At 35.7% G+C, this 19,290-nt stretch carries 14 protein-coding genes and 2 pseudogenes; 3 read left to right on the top strand and 13 right to left on the bottom strand.

Going from position 1 to position 19,290, the window contains the following annotated elements; genetic code table 11:
- Positions 1 to 46 precede the first annotated feature (46 nt).
- The 9 genes from NSQ92_RS01915 to NSQ92_RS01875 all read right to left on the bottom strand — a co-directional run bounded on the left by NSQ92_RS01915 (position 47) and on the right by NSQ92_RS01875 (position 11,344).
- Complete coding sequence (locus NSQ92_RS01915; protein WP_341152318.1) at positions 47 to 1,483, bottom strand: 6-phospho-beta-glucosidase; 1,437 nt, start codon at positions 1,481 to 1,483, stop codon at positions 47 to 49.
- Between the two features lie 156 nt (positions 1,484 to 1,639).
- Positions 1,640 to 2,995, bottom strand: a complete 1,356-nt coding sequence (gene celB, locus NSQ92_RS01910; protein ID WP_341152317.1) for a PTS cellobiose transporter subunit IIC — start codon at positions 2,993 to 2,995, stop codon at positions 1,640 to 1,642.
- A 21-nt stretch (positions 2,996 to 3,016) separates the two neighbouring features.
- Positions 3,017 to 3,520, bottom strand: a complete 504-nt coding sequence (locus NSQ92_RS01905; protein ID WP_341152316.1) for a hypothetical protein — start codon at positions 3,518 to 3,520, stop codon at positions 3,017 to 3,019.
- Positions 3,521 to 3,685: 165 nt separating this feature from the next.
- Positions 3,686 to 4,006 (bottom strand): PTS cellobiose transporter subunit IIB, encoded by a 321-nt coding sequence (locus NSQ92_RS01900; RefSeq protein WP_095333496.1) that lies wholly within the window; start codon positions 4,004 to 4,006, stop codon positions 3,686 to 3,688.
- A gap of 58 nt (positions 4,007 to 4,064) precedes the next feature.
- Positions 4,065 to 4,373, bottom strand: coding sequence for a PTS lactose/cellobiose transporter subunit IIA (locus NSQ92_RS01895; protein WP_047943303.1), 309 nt, complete (start codon positions 4,371 to 4,373; stop codon positions 4,065 to 4,067).
- A 314-nt stretch (positions 4,374 to 4,687) separates the two neighbouring features.
- Positions 4,688 to 4,948, bottom strand: a complete 261-nt coding sequence (locus NSQ92_RS01890; RefSeq protein WP_095320958.1) for a hypothetical protein — start codon at positions 4,946 to 4,948, stop codon at positions 4,688 to 4,690.
- Between the two features lie 241 nt (positions 4,949 to 5,189).
- Positions 5,190 to 5,657, bottom strand: coding sequence for a YxiG family protein (locus NSQ92_RS01885; protein WP_341152315.1), 468 nt, complete (start codon positions 5,655 to 5,657; stop codon positions 5,190 to 5,192).
- An 81-nt stretch (positions 5,658 to 5,738) separates the two neighbouring features.
- Positions 5,739 to 9,809 (bottom strand): carbohydrate-binding protein, encoded by a 4,071-nt coding sequence (locus NSQ92_RS01880; protein ID WP_341152314.1) that lies wholly within the window; start codon positions 9,807 to 9,809, stop codon positions 5,739 to 5,741.
- Between the two features lie 455 nt (positions 9,810 to 10,264).
- Complete coding sequence (locus NSQ92_RS01875) at positions 10,265 to 11,344, bottom strand: GntR family transcriptional regulator (RefSeq protein ID WP_341132142.1); 1,080 nt, start codon at positions 11,342 to 11,344, stop codon at positions 10,265 to 10,267.
- Positions 11,345 to 11,867: 523 nt separating this feature from the next.
- Between NSQ92_RS01875 and NSQ92_RS01870 the strand changes: the two genes are divergently transcribed.
- The gene (locus NSQ92_RS01870; RefSeq protein WP_047943307.1) at positions 11,868 to 12,695 is read left to right on the top strand and encodes a hypothetical protein; all 828 of its coding nucleotides are present in this window, start codon (positions 11,868 to 11,870) and stop codon (positions 12,693 to 12,695) included.
- 13 nt (positions 12,696 to 12,708) lie between these two features.
- On the top strand, positions 12,709 to 13,185 hold the full coding sequence (locus tag NSQ92_RS01865; RefSeq protein ID WP_047943308.1) for a hypothetical protein: 477 nt from the start codon (positions 12,709 to 12,711) through the stop codon (positions 13,183 to 13,185).
- Between the two features lie 261 nt (positions 13,186 to 13,446).
- Here NSQ92_RS01865 and NSQ92_RS01860 read toward each other — a convergent pair.
- Together NSQ92_RS01860 and NSQ92_RS01855 are read right to left on the bottom strand one after the other, a co-directional pair.
- Positions 13,447 to 13,738: pseudogene (locus NSQ92_RS01860) on the bottom strand (transposase); the annotation flags it as partial.
- Positions 13,739 to 13,880: 142 nt separating this feature from the next.
- The gene (locus tag NSQ92_RS01855) at positions 13,881 to 15,812 is read right to left on the bottom strand and encodes a DUF2075 domain-containing protein (protein WP_047943309.1); all 1,932 of its coding nucleotides are present in this window, start codon (positions 15,810 to 15,812) and stop codon (positions 13,881 to 13,883) included.
- A gap of 318 nt (positions 15,813 to 16,130) precedes the next feature.
- On the opposite strand from NSQ92_RS01855, the pseudogene NSQ92_RS01850 reads away from it, so the two are divergent.
- Positions 16,131 to 16,286 (top strand): annotated as a pseudogene (locus NSQ92_RS01850) (choline esterase); the annotation flags it as partial.
- A gap of 387 nt (positions 16,287 to 16,673) precedes the next feature.
- Here NSQ92_RS01850 and NSQ92_RS01845 read toward each other — a convergent pair.
- Positions 16,674 to 18,458, bottom strand: coding sequence for an ABC transporter ATP-binding protein (locus NSQ92_RS01845; protein ID WP_341152313.1), 1,785 nt, complete (start codon positions 18,456 to 18,458; stop codon positions 16,674 to 16,676).
- Between the two features lie 12 nt (positions 18,459 to 18,470).
- A complete protein-coding gene (gene pssA, locus NSQ92_RS01840) occupies positions 18,471 to 18,992 on the bottom strand; it encodes a CDP-diacylglycerol--serine O-phosphatidyltransferase (protein WP_144581235.1) in 522 nt (173 codons plus the stop codon).
- Positions 18,993 to 19,290 lie beyond the last annotated feature (298 nt).

Raw genomic sequence — 19,290 nt, 5'->3', positions numbered from 1 at the left:
CTAGCTAGATTAATAGGTACAACAGAAGGCATGCCTTCGAAAAAGATCAAAGTTCTTCCCCATTTGTTTCAATAACGTGTTTGTACCAATCAAATGATTTCTTCTTACTTCTTGCTAAGGAACCTTTTCCTTCATTATCTTTATCTACATAAATAAAGCCGTAACGTTTTTCCATTTCACCTGTTCCCGCGCTAACTAAATCAATACAGCCCCATGGTGTATAACCGATTAAGTCAACACCATCTAATGCGACCGCTTTTTTCATTTCGGCTATATGATCACGGAAATATTGAATTCGGTACTCATCATTAATCGATCCATCTTCTTCCACCGTGTCCCTTGCTCCTAGACCATTCTCCACAATAAATAAGGGAATATTATATCTTTCATATAGAGCATTTAATGAAAAGCGAAGACCAACCGGATCTATTTGCCAGCCCCAATCGCTCGCTTCTACATAAGGATTGCGAACAACGTGGCCGAATTCGCCATCAGATTCACTGCCTTCGACTTCACGACTACTCACTACTTTAGACATGTAATAACTAAAACCAATATAATCTACGGTACCTTCTTTGAGAATCTCTTCATCCTCTTTCGTAATATCCATTTCAAATCCATTGCGTTCCCAATATTTCTTCGTATAGTTAGGAATCTCTCCTCTAACATGTACATCGCCAAAGAACCAGCGATTATGCATTGCTTCTGCGGCATACATAACATCATCGGGATGACAGGAATATGGATAAACGGGTACAATGGCAAGCATACAGCCAATTTTAAAATCAGGGTTGATTTCCCTGCCAATCTTCACTACCTTGGCACTAGCAATTAGTTCATAAAGAGAGGCTTGATACATCGTCTGCTCTCGATTTTCCCCTTCCTCATATTTAATTCCTGAATTAGTGAAGCTCGCGAAATCCATGCTTGTATCTGCTTGATTATTGATTTCATTAAATGTCATCCAATACTTTACTTTCTCTTTGTAGCGTTTTAATACCGTTTCCGCATATTTAACGAAGAAATCGATACACTTTCTATTTCTAAATCCACCATATTTTTTTACAAGATGATATGGTAATTCAAAGTGAGAGAGTGTAATGACTGGTTCAATATTATGTTTTAATAACTCATCAAATAAATCATCATAGAATTGCAGTCCTTCTTCATTTGGTTCTGCCTCGTCTCCATTTGGAAAAATTCTTGTCCAAGCAATAGACGTACGGAAACATTTAAATCCCATTTCTGCAAATAGTTTAATATCTTCCTTGTAGCGCGAATAAAAGTCAATTGCTTCATGGTTTGGATAATTGTATCCTTCTAGCACACCATCTGTAATCTGACGGGCGACACCATGTCTTGCTGCTGTCATTACATCCGCAACACTTACACCCTTTCCCCCTTTATTCCAGCCTCCTTCAAGCTGATGAGCCGCAACCGCTCCACCCCATAAGAAATTTTCTGACAACGCTGTTTTTGACATAATGAGTTTCCTCCATTTAAGATATTAAGTTATTAATAAAAAAAGAAAGCGGTCTATCGTTTCTTGGAGAACCGCCTTCTTCCTGTTAAATGCTTAGAGCTATGATGGACAACTACTTTCGTGTAAGCATCCGTTTCTCCAAATTTAATTATTAGATTATAATACTGATTCTCCACCTTTTTCTTGTATTACTAACTTGTTATCATACATTTTAATAAATGGGAACCAAACCAAGAATGCTACAGCACCGCAAATTAGTGCTACAATTACTGCCATGTAGTCTCCCGCTGTACCAATAAATGCTCCAATACCAATTGGCGATGGCCAAGGTACTTGTGCAATAATCGCATCAACAAATTTCAGCTTGATCGCCCAATACCCAATCGAAGCCGAAGCCATAGGTGCTAAGAAGAATGGAATGGCCAAGTATGGATTATAAACAATTGGCAGTCCGAACAATAATGGTTCATTAATATTGAAAATACCAGGTGCAAGCGATGCTTTTCCTAATATCTTTAATTGCTGTGACTTAGCTAAAAAGGCAATGAAGAACACCAATCCTATAGTTGCTCCAGATCCACCCATAATGACAAATGAGTTCTGGAATTCACCAGCAAAGGGAATATTCCCTCCCTCTAAATTTGTCTGCATATTAGAAAGAACAATAGGTGTTAAGAATGCACCAATAATATTGGCGCCATGAATTCCGACAATCCAAAGGGCATGGATTAAGAAATAAATCACCATGATTCCTAACCAGCTGTTTGTTAAATTCACAACGAAGCTAAATGGAACAGCTACTACTTTGAAAATATCTGTACCTAATGCAACTAGAACCCCATTAATAGCCAAGATAACGACAGCCACTAAAAAGGCTGGAATTAATGCTGTAAAGGATCTCGATACCCCCCCCGGTACTGCTTCAGGCATTTTAATTACCCAATTTTGTTTAACACACAATCTATATAACTGCACGGCGATAATCCCGAGAATAATTGCTGCAAAAATACCTGTAGTACCTAACCGACTCACACCATCCCCAACCATCTGCCAGCCATTTACAATGGTTGTTTCATCATCAATTTGATGAATAAGCGAGATTTTTCCGCCGTCTATTACGAGCATAGGAATGGTCATAAAGAAGGCAAACATAGATAGTAAAGCCCCATTTAACGGGTTTAAATTTAAGTTATCTTCTTCAGCAATAATTTTCGTATACTCATATCCGATGACAAGGTTAAAATAGAGTGCTAATATTCCCATTGTTGATTTATTCGCTAACATATACAAGTCACTAATCTTAAAGAAAGTATTATTGAAAAATCCTTCTAAAAAAGTAAGTGTCTGCGGCAATACATTCAATACTAGGAACATAGAACCAACGATAGTAAAGGGAATGGAAGCCATCCCTGCTGCCATTACTGCCCGCACAAAGCGGAAGGAGGCAACTTTCCCCATTGGACCCATGAGATATTTTTCAAAAAGAGCAAATACTTTATTTTCTCCTGACATATAAACTCCTCTTTTCCATGGTTAATTAATAACTTTCTCATATAGTTTAATGCGGCTATAGTGTTTATCTTCATTTAAACAAATCTTGTGCAAACGTTTTAGCATGAAAGCAGCTAATAATATACCCGAAATTAAAATAGTTAGAATGAACATTCTAGATTCATCTTGATTAATTAAGAACGGATAAAGCAAAGCAAAAGGAGAAGAAAAACAAGCAGGCACTATACAAATTACATTTGCAGCGAGCAATGCCGTAAAACTGTATTTTGTAAATTTAGGATGATGGCTAGGACTGCTGTAAATCTTCACTTGCTCCACAACACTAGCTACCATAAAGAACAATAATACGAAAGGAATAAAGAATAACTTTGAATCACTTAGCACCAATGAAATAAACCAATATAAATTGGTAAAAAAGAATAGGGCAGTTACATAACGAACAAGTAAATACCGATTAAAATACATCGTTTTTATACTTTGTTTCTTTCTTTGCTTTTCTAGCAAGGCTCTTTGTTCATCATTCATATGAATCCCCCCTTCTCTTGTTCTTCGCTACTTGCTTCTTCATTTATTATCAAACCATCAATAGATACCGCTTTCATTTTTTGTAGTGAAAATTAGATTGAACGGACTCCATCGTAGAAAGGGAAAAACTAAAGTAGCTTCCTTCTCTTTCTATCCATTAGCACCTTAGTTCGGAAGTTCTTGTAAAATTACGTTTGCTAATTTTTCAATCCCCATCGGAATTGGAATATACGCTTGTGGTGGTATGTTAACAACCGGCTTCCCAACACGATCCCCTGTTTCTTTCAGCTTATTGAAATACATCTTTGTTTGCGGGCTTACTAAATATAAATCAAATTCACCCTTCTCAATCATCTTACCGCCTTCATTTGCAGATATAGCATCTAATACAATATCTTGACCTTTTGATTTAAAAAACTCCGTTGTCTTTTTTGCCATTAGTGATGATGACATACCAGCTGCACAAATAATTAGGGCTTTTTTCATTTTATATTCCTCCAATAATTAATAAGATTTTTTGATTAAAATCAAACAAATTCCCAGCTTAGTTAGGTAGTTTCTTATGAAGTTCTATGAATTCCTTTGCCATATCAACAACAGTCATGGCATTCATTAAATGATCTTGCGCATGGATAAGCAATAACCGAATTTCAAATTTTTCTCCACGAGCTTCCCCTTGAATCAAATCTGTTTGAAAGCGATGAGCTACGCGCATTGCTTCATTTGCTTCATCCAGTTTTTGCTCTGCTAAAGAAAAGTCGCCACTTTTAGCATCATTTATTGCTTCCATTGCTAAACCTCGAGCATTTCCTCCATTTAAAATAATTTGAAAACTAATTTCTTCTAAGTTCATGCTAATCCACCCTTACGTAAAAAAATATGTGCACCAATTCTCCTATTAGCAGTAAAGATAAAGCTAACAGTACATTCGACTTTAGTCTCTATCGATTGCTAGCTTAAAAGATTAAGAGACTAATCTGGATGACTAAAAATGGTTTGTTAGCGATTTCATCTCTTGCTATCAACTGCTTAACTACATACTATACCTAATTTAATTTAAAGTTAATTTAAACTCTTTCCTTTGCGCAACGGAAACCATTACCATAAAAACGGGTGTCAGGCACCACAAAAAGACAACTGTCTTTTCACGGTGCCTGACACCCACTTCTATTTTTTCCTTTTTTTAATTCGATGTAAAACCAATGCAATTATAATAGTCAACAAAGCAGCAAAACGGAAATTTCCAGGAGCGAACTTTAGTAGCCAAATACTAAGAATGATAGTTGCTAAAGTTAAATGCTCTAAATACTTTTCATGTGTAAGCTTATTTTTATTAGCTATTATAATTATGTACGCAATCGGTGGTACAATAACGCAAATTGCCCAGAGTAATTTATCACGAAGATACCACGGTTGAGTTTTATTCATAATTCACTCCACTTTTTTTGGTCCTTTAATTCACAGTTAGTATACAAAAATATCCATTGAGTTTTATGCTAAGTTTCAATTACAATGCTACAAAATACTCTAGCAGCATCTCACTAAGATATGCGTTAAAATCCATTAAATGCTTTAGTCAAAGCATCTAGCATTTGTTTCTTCATATATTTTGACAGCAATTCTTCGTATATAAATTTTTAAGAAAAGCAGTCCTAATGGTCCAAGGATTTCAATCAACTGGTATTTTTAATTCTGAATCATCAATAATCAAATTTTTATACTCTTCTTCATTAATAATTAATGCGTTAGCTTCAATAAAGAAATAGTCCTTATCATTAACTTGAAAGTAAAAATTTGTAGTTGATGAAAGTGTTTCTATTGCTTTTAATTCACTATGAAGGCTTTCAATCATTATTTTACCAAATCCTTGAGGAAAATAGCTGGATTCTGATAATAATAAATGGGACTCTTCATCAAACTCATTTAATCTAAAAGTATCATAAGCTGGTTCCTGAAATACATAATAAGACAACACTTGTTTAAACGTAATATTAATCAAATTGCGATTTCTATCACCCATTAATTTAAGGGTAATAGTTTCTTTCAGGTAATTAATATTCAAGTCAATAATAGCCAGAGACTCTATTTCCGAAAAAAAATGTTGTAATTTTCTTTCTGTATTCACTTTATCTTGCACCTATGTTCCCTCTCTTCTTTATAAAATGGTGTCAGGCACCACAAAAAGACAACTGTCTTTTTACGGTGCCTGACACCCACTTTACAATTGTTCTATCAATCTTTCTATATCCGCCTTCAATACTTCCTTTTTATCGTTATGAAGCAGCTTGATCATATCTTGGAGAAATTTAATCGCTTGATCGTTTTTTCCTTTCTCTAGGTGTTTTTCGGATTGCTTTAATTTATTGCTTAAGCTCTTATAAAGACTATCCTTTAATTCACCTGATTCCTTGTACATATCGAGTAATGTTTGAATAGACGTATGATCTGCTTGATACGGTCTAACTAAGAAATGATCAAACTTGGTATTATTATAATTGGACCTTACCCCCACTTTCCCTTGCGTAAAGGCAGTACGGCTATTGTCCGTAAAATTAATCTTTGGTGTCGCCATATCATCCACATATACTTTAATTGTTGTCCCAATCACTTCAATTTTCATATGATGCCAGGCAGCTTGTGGGTCTGTGATTGAGGCACCATCAAGATACTCCCAATTATAATTTTGCTTTCCAAGATGGACGCCGTCTTCATTTATATAGGCCACATATCCTTGCATAAAATCAGCATTATTTTGGCTATACTCAATTCCGTTTGCTGGATTATTTACTCGGAAAATGACTCCTCCGTCTCCGGATCCTTCAGCCACTTTAACATCTGCTTCGATAATGTAATCCTTCCACTCTTTTTCACCGATAACTGATTTTGCAAAGGTTTCGCTACTTGCATTGTACTCGCCTATTATTTGTGGCTCTGGTACTTCGATTTCCTCTAGGAATTCAAAATAATAGAAGTCAAATTCGCCTTTTACTATTTCTACTTTAATCGTATGCTGTCCTGCTGGTAAGGAAACATTTTTCTTAATAACGCTTTGCCAATTATTCCAATCGCCAGTGCTAGGGACATCAATAACACCTGTCAAATCAATCGAATCATCAAGCCATAATCGGATTTGACTATCTTTATATGTTGTAGCTACGTTTATGGCTAAATCATAGCTGCCTTCTTCCGCGATATCGACATTATACTTCAGCCATTCTCCTGTTTGATTCCAGCCAACATTGTAGCCACCTTCCGGATTCACACGGATATCGACTGCATCCTGGCGATACTCTCCGCCAATATTTTCAATGGTGTTGTCGTGATAGGCAACCCCTTCACCACCAGTAATATAATCTGCCGCCATTATTCTGCCTGGCAGCTTTTTATACTGATCAAATTGGTGGAACATAAATTTTGAAAGCTCAAAGCCACCTTCTACAGCAACTACTTTTAACGTATGCTGCCCTGCTGGCAAGGTTATATCCTCTAGTGATACAGTCTTCCAACTGTCCACGCTGCCCGTTTTCGGCAGATTAATTTCTCCCGTTAAATCTAGCTTATCATCTAACAGAAGCTTTACTTTCGATCCATCCTTTACAGAGGAAACAAATAAATCAAGACCATAACTTCCTTCTTCTAAAATATTCACATCATATGTTAACCATTCATCCGTCTCAATCGAGGTAACTGCATAATCCCCTGAGGTAGTTTTTCGAATGTCCACATCGTCATTACGGTACTGTCCCCCACTATTTCCTTCCGACTTATCATAATAAGCTACATTTTGCCCACCGTTGTTATAGTCTTCCGCTTCAATGAGCCCAGGTAGCGGCCGATGAACATCAAATGAAGACAATTCCATTTTCGTAAAGTCAAATTCCCCTTCTACGAATTCTAGTTTCAAAGTATGATTTCCCTTAGGCAACGTAATTCCATTTTTAATGACAGCCTGCCAATTGTTCCAGCCGCCAGTAGCAGGAACATCAAATACGCCGGTTAAATCTATTTTATCATCTAACCATAGACGCGCCTTTGCACTTGTAAAAGTTGTTGCAGCATAAAGCTTAAGATTGTATTCGCCAGCTTCTTGAACATTTACATTGTATTTCAGCCATTCACCAGTCTGATTCCACCCAACAGCATAGCCGCCGCCTTCTGGATTGGTTCGGATATCTACTGAATCTCTTCTAAATACTCCACCAATATTTTCTGGTGTCGTATCATGATAGGCAACTCCTTCCCCACCAGTATTGTAATAGGCTGCATTTATTACCCCAGGAACCTGTTTATACTCATCGAAATCAATATTTTGCTCTTCAAAAGGACCAACTTTCCATGTCCCCTCTACTTCATCCCATCCTTCAGCATCCCCATCATTAAAATCGTCATATAATACATCAACTGCTTTATAGCCTTGTACTTTAAAGCTTGAAAAATCAAACGAACCCTTTATCACTTCAATCGTTAGCGTATGCTTTCCTTTTGGTAGTTTCAGCTTTTCGATTGAGAACGTTCTCCAATCCGTTGATTGCGGAATACTTACATCCCCCGTTATATCCGACTTTCCATCTAACAAGATTCTTATCTTGGCATCTTGGGAGGATTCGCCAACTCGTAAATCCAGATTATATAAGCCGTCTTCGGCAATATTTACATTATATTTCAGCCATTCGCCTTTTTCATTTGATTCAATGTAATAACTGCCGTCAGAATCGTCAGCAATATCTACATAATCTTGGCGGTAGGCATTAACTGCTTCTTTCCTTGTTTTATCATGATAGCCGACACCTTCACCACCAGCATTATAATGAACAGCCTCAATTGTCCCTGGTAAAGGCTTGTACGCATCAAAGACATTGCTGCCGTCAACTTTATTGCTAAAAGCTGTATAGGCAAATGCTCCATGTACATCTGATGTGGTATAGCCGATGCTGCCAGCACCAATATTTCGAACTTCTCGTGTTTGCTTTTGCATGCCATCGACAAAGATTCTAAATGTATCTCCCGACCTTTCTACTCTCAATTGATGTAGCTTTGTGTAATCATAGCCTTCTGGCAGATCTGCATACTCCCAGCCTTGTTCCTCACCATCCACAACAAAATTCGTTTCCAATCGATTATGCTTCGAGCTTAGGACAGCTGTTCCGTAGTTCTTTTCATCCTTATAGGAGAAAACTACACCAAGTCGCGGATTTTCACTCTCCCCTTTTTCTACCATTTTCAGATTGAATTCTGCTGTATATTCCTTATCTGTAGATACCTTACTCACTTGTCGTGACCATTTTGCATCACCCAATTTCTTCTGTTCCAGCCAATTAGAAGTATCTTTCATGATACTCCATTTCCCTCCATTTACATTTTTCCAATCCGCTCCAAGTTCGGTTCGATTAAATCGATCACTAAAATCCGGTAAAGCAGGATCAGGCTGTTCAGAAGTTGTCGGCCCTAACACGAGCATTTTCTCGCCATTCCATGCAATGCGGTCGAAGTTTATGTTACGCCCTGGGTTCGCATGACTATGATAGACGATATAGTCGGAATCAAGGTCTGGTCCTCGCACAACTGTGTTATGACCTAAACCTACATTTTCCCCTTCTGTGTTTAGTAAAAGTGGATTCTGTTCTTTATTCGTTGTATAACCAACATTAGGAGAATCACTTACTCCATAGTCAATACGGTATGCTTTATTCCAAATATGGTTTCCTGTATAAGTCATATAGTATTTGCCATGTCTTTTCAGTACGGTTGCCCCTTCTGTCCAGCCATTCATTTTTGCACCTGTATCCGTTGCCTTGCCAAATTCTGTCGGCGTTGGCATAGAGCGTGCATCTATTCTATTTGATCCTGTACTATAAAAATACCATTTGCCGTCATCATCAATAAAAACATGTCCATCAATCCCCATCCCAAGATTATCGGTTTGTTTTTTAAAAGGACCAAGAGGGCTTGAACTTTTATAGACATAATGCCCATTTCCACCTGGAGATGTATACATATAGAAATCGCCATTCCAGTAAACAACTTCCGGGGCATAAGCAGCCTTCGTAGTAGGTTCTTCTGTAACAAGACCAGCATATGTCCAATTCATTAAATCTTCGGATGTCCACGCCTTCACACCGCTTTTATCATCTACGGTACTAACATAGAGATAATAAATACCATTATGCTTTAGGATATATGGATCCCCTTCTCCATAATACTCCCCGCTATCCCATGTCCAAGATTCTGGTAAATCCATCGGGTTACTGTAGGCCAATGCTGCATACGGTAAAGAAAGCCATAAACTCATACACAGTAAGACTTTTACTAACTTCTTCAGGATAATCCCCTCCCCATATTTGTTGAAATACCATCTATATAAAAAGGGCATACCTGATCAGTTATAAATTGATTTTGTACACCCTGAATACCTATATTCTAGTAAAATACTGTTCTCTTAAATTTTGTTGGATAATGTAATCTACTATTACCATCTCATTGTTTAGAAATCATATAGGAAGAGAGGAAAACGATTCATCTAAAAATTATCTACTTAATGTTGTTTTTTAAAAATAAAAGCGCTTACAAACATCTTATATTATCCTCATTCGTAAAAATATACTAAATTTAGTATATAATATACCTTTTATACTTTTTTGATGGAAAAGTCCTACTTATTAGAAGAAAAAGGAAAGAACTGCAAGTGGAGAAAAGGTGAGGAGGATATTTTCCCAACAAAAAAACTACCATAGTCAGGTAGCATTCTTACTTTCTATTTTCTTCGGCAATCACTACATTTACTGGGATAAATATTCGTTTTGGTTCGTATTCTCCAGCCATCTGCTGCATTAATAACTTCACCGCATCCTTGCTGCACTGCTGGATATCCTGCTGAACAAAGGTAATCCCTTCTATTCCAGGAAAATCAAAAGTAACCAACTCTATTTGACGCAAGGACTCTTTTTGAACTTCTAAAATAGCACGATGCGCATACTGTGCCAATTCCGCATTCATCGTAAATAGGCAAGCTAGCTTCGGGTTTTCTAATAAAAATTGTTTAATTATTGCAGGCGTTTCCTGAACGGAGATTTTATCAAATGGCAGTGTTAGCCAAAGGCTTTTATCAATTATAATTTCTTTTCTAAAAAAAGCTTGTTCAAATCCTTTTGCTCTTTCTTCCGTAACCGTGTTTGTTATTAAGGGAGAGATAAGTCCAATCTGTTCATATCCTTTATCCAACAAATAAGAAATAGCCGCAAACGCCCCTTGAGTATTTTCGGAACTGACACTATAGGTAGAAATATTTTTCATATATCGGTCAATCAATACGAGGGGAAACTTATCTAGTGACAGTCGAAGAACCGCTTCATTATACATTTCCTTTTCTGCAGGGAAAATAATAATTCCTTCCACACCAATCATACGAAAAGTCTCAATAGCTTCCGCTTCTTTTAGTTGTGATTCTCTAGAAATCTTAATGACTAAGTTATACCCTTGCTCCGTCACATATTGTTCAAGAAAATTGACAAAATCCTGCTCCACCTTTGTCTTCATCGTTGGAATAATTAATCCAATCAACCCACTTGAAGTTTGGTTTCTTGCTATTGAACCTGTTAAACTACTTTCAATAACAAACGTCCCTTTCCCCTTAATCCGCTCCACAATTCCTTGATCCGCTAAGCCAGCCAACGCATTCTTGGTAGTAATCTGGCTTACATGAAATTCATCCATCAAATCCTTCTCAGAAGGAACTCTATCTCCTACTCTCCATTTCCCGTCCTTTATCCGCTCTATTATCTTATTTTGAATCTGCTGATATAATGGTTCGTTTTTGATTGTACTCATCCTCCAGCCGTTTTATTGTATATATAATGGAAAATATATATCTACTATACTAAGTTTGGTGTGAAAGATGAAGGGGGAGGTTGGAAAGGTGGTTACTTTTAGAACTATAAACCTTTAAAGAAAAAAAGGCACTACAAGCATCATTATTCTATATTTTATAAATAATATCATTACTTTACTTTAATAAAAATTCATTTAAATGGATCTATATTTAGGCGATAAAAACAATAAATTTACTAACAAATACGTTCTGGTGATGAATTCATCATGATATGGCTATGTTTGCAAAAAAATAGTCATAATTCTTTTCTATATTTTTCCCCTTATTTTTTGCTGTCCTTATGCCTCTTGATTCACATCGTTTATATACTAAAAACAGTAACATTCATACCCTTCTCTTTAAACGTATCAATTTGAACCCTCCATTTACAAATAAAATGCTGAATAATGTCGAAATAAAATTTACAAACACATTAAAAAATGTAATATAATTTACAAAAAAAGGAAATTAGGAGGAGTTTCTATGAAAATATTAAAAAGGTCTGCCATATTTTTATCAGTTTTTAGCATATTGTTTCTGGGTATATTTCAAAATGTACCTCAAGTTTCGGCTGACTCTTTAGTAAAAAATACCAAGGTAACAGAAGAATTAGAGCTATATTTAGATGAAAACAATATTGAATTTAAGGATCAAGATAATACTCTTACCTTTTCTAGCATTCATGATAATATTGAATATATACTAACCTATTACAAAGAAGATGGTACATATCAAGCAAATGCTTATGATGTAGTTTCGGGGAGCGAATTAAATATTCAAGAATTAGAGACAAAACAAGAGCAAAATGGACAAGTTGTTATTAAACCAAGTACTCCTGAATCTGGTGGTATAACTACTATGGCTCTTCCTATTGTTTTAGTTCCAGTAGCAGCATGGGTTTTTGAACACCTCGTAGCTATGGCTATTGCAGCAACAATCGTAACAGTGGTTGCTGTATCTAAAGATAAAGTAAAAGCCGAATTAGAAACTAGATTGAAAAAAAAGAACCCAACTATTATATATAGAGGTGGCTCTTCGACAGCTTATAACTTAACGCCTAGAAAAACCGATACAGGTGGACTTTCATATTATCTCAAAATGCCTTCTGGAAAATTCACTGCCACTACAAAAGAAGCAGTGAATAATACTAAAGTATTAAAAGCAGTAGTTGATGGTAGCAACCATGTTTCAGTAAAACCAAAAAATTCAGCAGATATGGCTGGGTGGATAAAGTCGAAAGATAATGCTAATGAGAAACCACATAAATTCACTCGTATATTACAAGCTATTTCTGTTTCATCAAAAAATTGAGGGGTAATATATTATGTCTAAAAGTTATGAAATAGAGGATGAAGAAATTTTATATTACGTATATAACTTAAATTGGCTATTGCCAAAAGAAAATCAAGAAGTAGCTATTGATTTTCTCGCTAACTTACCCCCAGACAAAACCGATATGATTTTACCTAAATACGGGAAAGAGTGCTGGGAAAATGGTGTACATGTTATAAAAAAAATTGGCTATCCTAAAAATAAGAAAGCATTGCCAAAATTAGCCAGACTGTTACAGGACAGAAATTGGCCAGGTTCTTTAGAAGCAATTGAAATTTTCCGTGAACTTGGAAAAGAAATTGCTATCCCTTATATAGAAAATGAGTGTATTTCAGCAACTAAACAACAGGATTTAGACTGGTTAGAGCATTTATTTTTTGCTTGTAACAGCTTAAATTATAACGAAAATGATTTTGAGCACAAAGATGTTTATAGATTTATGAAAAAAAGTGCTGAATCACTTTACTAAAATTAAGCTATTTAAAGATACTACTAGTATAAAAGTACCAAAAGGGACTTAAGAATGTTCTTCTATCAACTTTCTTGAGTCTCTTTTTTTCTTCCAAAAGTTATGAGAGTAGGATTAATAGTCTCCCAGACGCTTTATAACTTTAACTACAAAATTTAAATCATCGTTCTATTCAATAAACCCCTGCTTCTTGCTCCGAATATACTTTGCGATTGTTTATTCATTTCATTCAATCATACTCACGTAATATCCTTTCTCCTAAAACGTTCGGTTTCCATGATTATATTCTAAATTCGCATGTCATTATGGATCATCAATGAACTTTTGCCTTTTAAATATCCTATAAAATACGATACAGACATTTTGGTGTGTATATGATAATGGATTGCATGTGCTTCCATCATTTCTACATCTTTCATATCACATAGTTTTCTGACAATAGCACCTATATCTTTTCTAAATTTCCCATACACTACTTTCTTTCTGTATATTGGGAATAAATACGATACTTACTGTTCCACCTTGTATATAATAAACTATTGTCGCTCGACATGAGCAGAACTCCTCTCGTTATTTGAAGTTTTTTCTAGTATAATTCTACAAGTCATTTGCATACAGGCATATCCTGTGGTTTAAAAAGATTGATGAAAAATATCCAAAAAGCCATAGCCCTTTGGATACCCACTACCTATTCTTTAATAACTTTCCTTCTCCTCAGCAATTTTGATATTTCCATATGCCTCTTCACTATATACGCTTTCTCTCATCAAACGAGTTCTAAAGTATTCTTCTAATTTCTTGTCAGTACAAAAGATATAGCAGCCCTTTTGTCCTCTAGTCATTAATGTGCGATACGTGTTACGAATAATTTTATCTGCTATTTCTCGAGCCTCTTCAGGAGATTCTTTAAGCATTTTCTTAATCCCCTTCAGTGATTGATCTGTTTTTGCTCTTTTTGTATAATCCGTTATAACTTCTCCATTTTCATATCGCAAATCATCACCAATTATAACTCCAACATAATCAAATTCTAATCCCTGACACGTATGTATACATCCTGCTTCATGCACAGAATTTTCATCAATAGCCCATGTTGTAGAGCTATCCAAGTTCCAGCTGATTCCGAAATTATGCTCTTCAATTTTAATATCATGGAAGTTGGAATTCATCCGATTATCCTTAGGCCATTCCCAACAATATCCGGAAACAATTCTAGATTTGTTATTGATTTTATTACTCTTCTCAATTTCTGCTTTCATTTCATTTGGACTAGAGAACACTTTGAAATCATAGTCTAATCCCATATCATTCGCATTTGCTGTTTCACGTATTTGCAATACATCATCTAGCCAGGCAATATATCCATCTGAGCCATCACATCTAAACTGTGAAGATAATACACCTGTTGTAACTTCTGCACCGTATTCTTTAGCAAATTGCATTATCATCTCAACACTTCCGATATCCTTCAGCGTTACTCGCTGATTTTCATCAATAAAAAATATAGACATTCTAGCAGTATGGATGATTTCCTTTACCTGGTTCTCCCCTAGATTTTGAAACATCCCAGATTTCTCATTTAATCTATGAGCTTCATCAACAATCAATACATCCAATTCATCTTTTTCCGATTCTGTATAGCTTCCAGAACCTTTGAATAAATTATCAATTCTTGTTTTTCTAAAGTCACCCTTCAACTTAGTAGAGTAAACATTGCGGGGGGCTGAATTTTTTGTGACATATTGACAAGTCATTGTTTTATTCGTCAATGCCACTAACAAGTTGACAGCCAATACGGATTTCCCAGTGCCTGGTCCGCCTTCAATTATCATAACTTGCTTTGTATCCGTCTTTATGGCCTTTTTTGCTAATTGAAGTGCGGTTTCATAAAACACCTTTTGTTCATCAATCATCACAAACTCTGGGTTACCATTTAGCATATTCGATAATGAATCCTGAAGTGATTTGGAAGGTCGAATTCTCCCTTGTTCCATTTGATATAGAATTTCTTTCTGATCTCCAAATTTTATATATTTCTTTATAAAATTTCGGAGCTTTTCCACTTCCCCTTTGGCATAAACAGGGGCAAGGTTAAGATAATAATCATAATGTTCATCTGTTAATGGATCATTATCACGAATTCGATAATTATGTAAATATGCACATGGCTTTAATTGAATGAATTGCTCTTGTACATTTTCATTGTAATCTTCAATTAGTGCAGCATAGGACCACGCTTGGTAAGAAGGATGAGTTACTTCATGCAAACCACGGTTTAAGGCCGTTTTAACAATAGCCTCTTTCCCCTCAACCTTTTGTACTTCTGACCATTGCTTCAATTCGACAATAACCACAGAATCTTTCTCACCATCATGTCCAGATAAAAGAAAATCCACTCTTTTGGATGTATAGGGAATCTTATATTCAATTGCAATTCCTGCATCATTCGGGATTAATGGATCATTTAAAACACGATACATATGTAACATCGAATTATCCCAAGAACGAATTTCCGACTCACTTGTATGTCCTAGTTTCAATTCAAATTGAGTGAGTATATGGGAAACAAGAACATCTTTATCAACATGTTCAAGAAATTCTTGTTTATTAGCTTCATAGACGATCATTTATGGACCTCCGAAAACAGTTCTATATTAATGAGAATATTTTACCATAGAAATTTGAATTCTTTTAGATTAGAGAAAAAACAACAGAATAAATAATTTGTCTATAACACAATTCCTAAACTCCATTATTACTTGACGTGTAAATAGATTCACACATCAAGTAATAATGGAGGATTCTATGCCAAAAATTTTTCGTTTAAATGAAGCAAGGCATCTAATAGCGCTATGCATCTTTTTGAGGATAATCTTTACGAAGATATTACTATGAAGATGGTTTTAGATAGTTTGTCTATGCACCCCGGAACATTTTATCGGTAAGAACTCAGAGGCAAACGGGATGCTATGGAGATGCGAAATCTTGTTACAGACTATACTAAGAACTTTTTTGACCATTACATACTGCAGAAAGATGCGAATCTAGAAAATTTGGCATACGACGGCGTGGACTTAATCAAAAAGACCAGCAATAAGTGACATAACCGATAAGCTGAGTTAAGCGCTTATCAAATAGCTAGCTGTACAGACACAAAGCCGATAGCACTATTACATAGTTATCGGCTCTTGTCTATTTATTTATTCTAAAGGAAAATGAGTTTTAAGAATGTCCAATATAAATTACAAATTGACAATACTGCCCGTAAGTTTAATGAATTAACAAGCAAATAACGATCAAAAGTACGTCTAATAGGCAATAAGAACACGTTCTTATCCATTCGGGTAATCAGTACAAATTCTTGTTCTTGGCTTTGGTAATCCTTTCATCAATTAATTCAGCCATAAACAACGGAATGATGACTTCCATGGCAATTTCAACAAGTAAAAATATAGGTTTTTGAAAATTTCAGCGAACATGCTTATAGTTTATAATCTCTGTATACCTTGAAATTGCTTATTTGCCCATGCAGCATAAGAAGGGTGTGTCTGAAGTAATTCTTCATGTTTTCCAACTCCTGTAACATGTCCATACTCAAATACAATAATTTGATCCGCATGTACAACTGTCGATAATCTATGTGCAATTACAATGGTTGTACGATCTTGCATCAAATAATGCAGTGCCTTTTGGACCTCATGTTCTGAGTCACTGTCCAAGCTAGCGGTTGCTTCATCTAACAGCAAAATATCCGGTTGTCGCAACAAAGCACGAGCAATAGCTATACGCTGGCGTTGTCCGCCTGATAGCTGAATTCCTCTTTCTCCTACCTCTGTTTCATACTTTCTTGGTAAAGCGTCAATGAAATCATGGGCATATGCAAGTCGGGCTACATTCATCATCTCAAACTCACTCACTTCGTCTTCTCGCCCATAGATAATATTTTCTCGGATTGTACCTGATATAAGAGAACTTTCTTGAGACACATAACCAATTTTTTTGCGCCAATCATGGAGTGAAAAAGAGTCGATTGGCGTATCACCCCAATATATGTTTCCAGTTTCCGGATCATAAAATCTCTCAATAAGCGAAAAAATGGTTGTTTTTCCGCTTCCGCTAGGACCAACAAAAGCAGTTACTTTACGATCTGGTATCGTAAAAGAAGCATTTAGCAAGATTTGCTTATCTCTTTCATAACCAAAGCAAACCTTGCGAAACTCTAAGATGTTATGCTTGTCCGGCATCACATCCTTTTTGTTGTCAGCTTCGAGGGGCTGTTCCAAGATAAGCCTTAGCCTCTCTGTCGATCCCATTACTTTTTTTAAATTCGAAAAAAATGCTCCAAACTGTTCAACAGGCATCATAATTTGAAACAAAAGTAAGATATATGCTACAAGTTTCCCTGCAGTAAGAGCTCCCGAAGAAACACGCACTCCGCCATAACCGATAATTACAACTAGTAGCACAATCATAATTAATGTCATCAATGGCATCAGTACTGCATTAACCCGAGCTTCTTTCATTTCCGATTGAAATAAATCATCCATGTTAGCTTCACCGTTTTTTAATTCTTTTCTCTCCGAGTTAGAAGCCTTAACCAGTCTCATTTCCCCAATGATTTGGGACAGCGTCGAGGATAGTGCTGCCAAATGTTCCTGTAAACGCACGGAATTTTCATACATCTTATTCCCCATCGGCATCATTACAGCTAAACTAATAGGTAATACCAACATAATGATTAACGTCATTTGCCAATCTAAATAAAATAACATGGCCACTGCACCAATAACTGTAATCAAGTTGGAAATAAAGTTGATGAAGTGATCGGTAATGAGTGATTTAATCTCATTTGTATCGTTTGCGATGCGACTCATAAGATCCGCAGAGCGGTAGCGATCAAAGAAACTCATCTGTAAATGAAGCATCTTTTCCCAAAGCTGTTTACGCAATTGATTGACCATTCTATTTCCAACATAAGCTAACAGATAGTATGAGAATCCACTTGATACGGCTTGCAAAATAAAGATAAAGACAAGCTGTATAATCGTACTGGCATTTATTAATTCCAAACGAAATTGGTCAATTATTTTTCCAGTAGCTATCGGAACAATCAACCCCACAAATGAACTGATAATACTTAAAATAAGGGCTATGCTTAGAACCAGCTTGGGAACTTCTGTAGAAAATAAAAGCTTCGCTAAATAGCGTAGACCGGTTTTATTTAAAGAGTTGTCACGATCGCGAATATTTGTAAATTTCTCTTGATTGCTCATAATTACTCCTTACTATATTTTTTTAAATTTTATACTTGATACCATTAAATAGGAAAAAGCAAATAATGAAATTACCGATATAAGTGTTAAATTAATCGTGCTTGGTGCAATCACCGAGTAAATGGACAGAATAAAACCTGCCACGGTTATTGGAATTCCACGAAAGATACCCTCAAACTCTTTGATATTAAATCGTGCTAATCTATATGAACCGCTGACGACGTATAACAATAGAGCAACTATACCTACAAGTCTCAGCATGCCAAGATCATCAAAGTTAAATTTAAAATAAACAAGTAAAGCTGGAGCAATCCCAAAGGAAACCAAATCGGACAAGGAATCCAATTCTTTACCGAATTCACTGCAAACATCTAATCGTCTAGCGATTCTTCCATCGTATCGATCTATAAATGCTGCAATAATAATATATATGGCACTTGCGAAGTAATTTTGATTAATAACCTCGACAATTGAAAGTACCCCAAATGACAAATTTACAAAGGTAAGCAGATTGGGAATATTCTTTATAAACATAGGTTCTCCTCACTAATAATGAATTTTATTATGACTCCCATTTATTGATATTTGGTAATCTGGTTAAATCGTTTTCGCCCTGTAATCTACCCTTTCCTGTTTGCTTATGATATATAAGATTATGGGAGATTTCTTAAGATGGGGGGTTCATAATTCTTAAGAATTCTTAAGTCGCTTAGTATTTACATTTTATGGGTAGCTAATTTAACAACTTGTTAGTACAACTGAATGATAAATGGAAAAGGAGCATTGATATGAAAGAAATAATAAAAGCAGACCATCAACCAGTCTGCTTTTA

The sequence above is a fragment of the Niallia sp. FSL M8-0099 genome (assembly GCF_038006945.1).
Taxonomy (GTDB): Bacteria; Bacillota; Bacilli; order Bacillales; family Cytobacillaceae; genus Niallia; species Niallia circulans.
The sequence above is the reverse complement of the archived record's forward strand: the minus strand, read 5'-3'. Positions and strand labels throughout refer to the sequence as shown.